At 72.2% G+C, this 3,760-nt stretch carries 4 protein-coding genes; 3 read left to right on the top strand and 1 reads right to left on the bottom strand.

Annotated features, from left to right (window positions below; translation table 11 throughout):
- Positions 1-89: 89 nt before the first annotated feature.
- Entirely contained in the window at positions 90-1,085 is a 996-nt protein-coding gene (locus ACFV61_RS35090; protein ID WP_063352933.1) for a helix-turn-helix transcriptional regulator, read from the bottom strand.
- 174 nt (positions 1,086-1,259) lie between these two features.
- Between ACFV61_RS35090 and ACFV61_RS35085 the strand changes: the two genes are divergently transcribed.
- From ACFV61_RS35085 to ACFV61_RS35075, 3 genes are all read left to right on the top strand, one after another.
- A complete protein-coding gene (locus ACFV61_RS35085; protein ID WP_063352932.1) occupies positions 1,260-1,574 on the top strand; it encodes a hypothetical protein in 315 nt (104 codons plus the stop codon).
- 195 nt (positions 1,575-1,769) lie between these two features.
- A complete protein-coding gene (locus tag ACFV61_RS35080; RefSeq protein WP_380496159.1) occupies positions 1,770-2,033 on the top strand; it encodes a hypothetical protein in 264 nt (87 codons plus the stop codon).
- A gap of 184 nt (positions 2,034-2,217) precedes the next feature.
- Positions 2,218-3,760, top strand: a 1,543-nt coding sequence (locus ACFV61_RS35075) for a hypothetical protein (RefSeq protein ID WP_380496157.1), incomplete at its 3' end; no start/stop codon positions are given.

Raw genomic sequence — 3,760 nt, 5'->3', positions numbered from 1 at the left:
GCCCCCCCCCCGCCCCCGGGGGGGGGGGGGGCCGGACCCACACCCGCACCAGCCGCCCGGCTCCCGCCACGGCCACCCGCGCGAACGCCCTACAACTGCTGCGGCAGCCAGCCGTTCTGCACCGCCCGCATCCCGAACTCGAAACGACTGCGCGCACCCAGACGCTCCATCAGATCCGTCGCCACCCGCCGCGCCGTCCGCGACGACACCCCCAGCCGCTTGGCGATCGCCTCGTCCGTCAGCCCCTGCGCCAGCAACCGCACCACCGTCGCCTCCGGCGCACTGAGCCCGCCCTCGTCCCGCACCGCCGACGGCCCCAACTCCCGCGCCTGGCCCCACACGTGCTCGAACAGTGCACACAGTGCCACTAGCGTCCCGTGACCGGTCAGCACGACCGCCCCCGCCCGGGTGTCCTCCCCGCTGACCGGGATCAGTGCCGTCGCCCGATCGAAGATGATCATCCGGGTCGGCAGCTCCGGCGCCGTCCGCACCTCCCCGCCCAGCTCCGCCAACCAGCCCACATACGCCACCGTCGGCTGGCTGTTGCGCACACTGTCCAGGTACACCGTCCGCATCCGCACCCCCCGGCCCAGCAGATCCCGGTCATGCGGCCGGGACGCCTCGATGCTCTCCGGAGAATGCCCGCCACCCGGCGCGAACGTCATGATCTCCGCCGTCAGACCACGGGCCAGCGAAGCGATCCGGTCCCGGATCTGGTCCAGGCCCACCAACTGCTCCACCCCCGCGTGCGAGGCGGCCGGCCGCAGATCCGCGTACTCCGCGATCAACTGCGCAGCCGCCGCCCGGGACGCCTCGATCCGCAGCTGCTGCGCCGCCAGATCAGCCTGCTGACGAGCCATCAGCAACTCCATGCCGACCTGCGGCGACACCGCACGCAGCTCGCCCTCCCGCTCGTAGGAGGGCCGGATCAGCGCCAGCTCGCTCAGCAGGTCCAGACAGCGCCGGACCTCCTCCTCGCTGCGCCCGAGCCGCTCCGCCAGCGCCCGCACCCCGTCGCCGGGATGCGCGAGCATGCTGCGGTAGACGCTCTCTGACACGGCATCCAGCCCGAGTGCGGTCAGCATGCCTCGTTACCCCCCGGTGTGTAAGGCCTGAATCGCCAATCGCTGCGTACGCGATCATCGCACGCGAGTGCGAGAGGGGGCCAGCAAGGGCCCTTGGACGGTTCCGGACACCGCCGGAACCGTCCAGGTTGATCCTCTATGCCGGGATGTCGACGGTTCGGCAGAGTCCGTTCCATGTACCTGATTCATGCCGAGATCCAGGCCCCGGTCCCGGCCCCGGCAGCGGCGCTCGCGCCCGACACCGCCGGGGCGCTGCTGGCGAGCGCGCGGCCCCAGGAGCGCATCGAACACGTCGCCGTGCACGAGGGCGCCGGCCCCGGCGCCGTCCTCGGCGTCTACCTGGTCGCCGGCCGGCTGAGCGCCGCCGAGACCGTCGTCGACACGTTCTGCCGGCGCGCGGTCGAGACCGTCCCCGCGCTGCACGGCTGGACGCTCACCCGCGTCGGAGCCCCGCTCGTCGCGCCGTTCTACGAGCGCCTGCTGGACTGATCCGGCCCGGCTGGACGGATCCGGACGCTGCCGCTTCCGTCCACCGGAGAGCCCTTCCACCCGCCCTGAACTGCGACGAAGCTAGTACTCGCCAGCAGGGCCCACCGCCCGGAGGCAAACCGGCCGAGCGTCTACCGCGGGACGCGACACCGGACTCACCGCCACCCGCCCAGTTCTCGAAAGAGGTCCACCCCCATGCTTCGCACCCCGCTCGCCAAGGCCGCCGCGGTCGCCGCCCTCGCCCTCGCCGCCGTCCTGCCGATCGCCGGCCAGGCCTCGGCCAACACCATCTGGGACGGCCCCACCCCCGCCCCGGCCGCCACGACGGCCAACACCATCTGGGACGGCCCTACCCCCGCCCCGGCCGCCACGACGGCGAACACCATCTGGGACGGCCCCGCGCCGGTCACCACCCCCGCGCCGGTCACCGTCACCCCGGCCAACACCATCTGGGACTGACCCGACCCACGCCGGCCACTTCCGTGAACACCATCCGGGACTGACCCGCCCCGCCGTCGCCCGAGGCCACCCGACCGCTGCTCCTGCAGGGCAGCCGTCCGCCTCCCTCCGGGCCACGCCCCTCGACTTCCCGCGCCCGCACCGGGCGCCCACCGCCGCTCTCACACCGTCAGGACGCGTCGTCATGCCCTCCGCGCTCTCCAAGCTCGCCCGCATCACCCTCGCCGCCTCCATCGCCGCCTCCGGCGCGATAGCCGCCACGGCCGTCACCACCACCGCGGCCCACGCCGCCGCCTCGTCCACCGTCGGCGGCCAGATCACCCGGTCGGAGATCCTCTCCCGCGCCCAGTACTGGTTCAACCAGAACCCGGGCCTCACCTACAACCAGGGCGCGACCTTCCCCGACTCCAGCGGCCGCTACTACCGCAAGGACTGCTCCGGCTACGTCTCCATGGCCTGGCACCTGGGCTACAGCGCCACCACCCAGTCCATCGCCACCGACGAGAGCTACGAGATCCCGCGCAGCGACCTGCGCCCCGGGGACGTCCTCAACAGCTTCTACGACCACGTCCTGCTCTTCGAGAAGTGGGACGACCCCGGCCACACGACCTTCTCCTACTACTCCTTCGGCTCCACCCCGGTGAAGCACATCACCGGCGCCTCCATCAACGCCGCGAAGTTCGACTCGCACCCCAACGGCGACTACAAGGCGCGGCGCTACAAGAACGTCGTCGAGGACGTCAGCACCTCCCCGTCCTCGCTGCCCTCCGGCACCCTGGTCAAGTCCCCGAACGGCGCCTCGGTCAAGGTCATCATCAACGGCGCGGGCCTGCCGGTCGCCGGCTCCGACGTCGCCCCCGACGGCTACGACCTGAGCAAGATCGTCCAGGTCGACGACGGCGCCTTCAACGCCCTGCCCACCGTGCCGCCGCCCGGCACCGTGGTCCACGACCAGGCCGGCGGTTCCTCCCGCTACGTCGTGGTCGGCGGCGCGGCACTGTTCATCTCCGGCTCGGACTGGACCGCCGACGGCTACAACACCCGCGCCGACATGGGCGTCCCGTCCAGCTGGCTGCAGGGCGCGATCAACACCGGCCCGGCCACCGGACTCGTCGTGATGGACCAGTCCGGCACCGACGCCGGCCGCTACGTCGTCGTCAACGGCACCGCCATGCACATCTCCGCCGCCGAGTGGACCGCCGACGGCTACAACACCCAGTCCCTGATGGGCGTGCCCAGCGACTGGCTGAAGGCCGCCATCGCCAAGCCCATGCCCAACGGCACCGTCCTGATGGACCAGTCCGGCACCGACCCCAGCCGCTACGTCGTTGTCGGCGGCGCCGCCCTGCCCATCTCCGCCTCCGAGTGGACCGCCGACGGCTACAACCTCCAGTCCCTGATGGGCGTGCCCGGCGAGTGGCTCAACACCACGGCCAGGAAGACCGTCCCGGACGGCACCCTGATCAAGGGCCAGGCCGGCACCGACCCGTCGATCTACGTGATGGTCAACAACTCCGCGCTGCCGATGACCAGCGCCGAGTTCACCACCACCTACGCCAACCAGCCGGTCCTGGGCGTCCCGGAGGCATGGGAGGCCGCCGAGGTCGCCCGCCCGCTCGCCAACGGCACCCTGATCACCAACGCCGCCGGCACCGACTCCACCGTCTACGTGATGGCCGGCGGCCTGGCCGTCCCGCTCACCTACGCCGACTTCACCGGCTACGGCT

Origin of the sequence: Kitasatospora sp. NPDC059817 (assembly GCF_042731835.1) — a bacterium.
In the GTDB taxonomy this organism is placed as follows: domain Bacteria; phylum Actinomycetota; class Actinomycetes; order Streptomycetales; family Streptomycetaceae; genus Kitasatospora.
Note: the sequence above shows the minus strand (reverse complement) of the source record. Positions and strands in the feature narration are given on the sequence as shown.

Coding starts and splice junctions, on each gene's coding strand:
- ACFV61_RS35090 (WP_063352933.1), bottom strand. CDS start 1,085: ATGCTGACCGCACTCGGGCTGGATGCCGTGTCAGAGAGCGTCTACCGC.
- ACFV61_RS35085 (WP_063352932.1), top strand. CDS start 1,260: ATGTACCTGATTCATGCCGAGATCCAGGCCCCGGTCCCGGCCCCGGCA.
- ACFV61_RS35080 (WP_380496159.1), top strand. CDS start 1,770: ATGCTTCGCACCCCGCTCGCCAAGGCCGCCGCGGTCGCCGCCCTCGCC.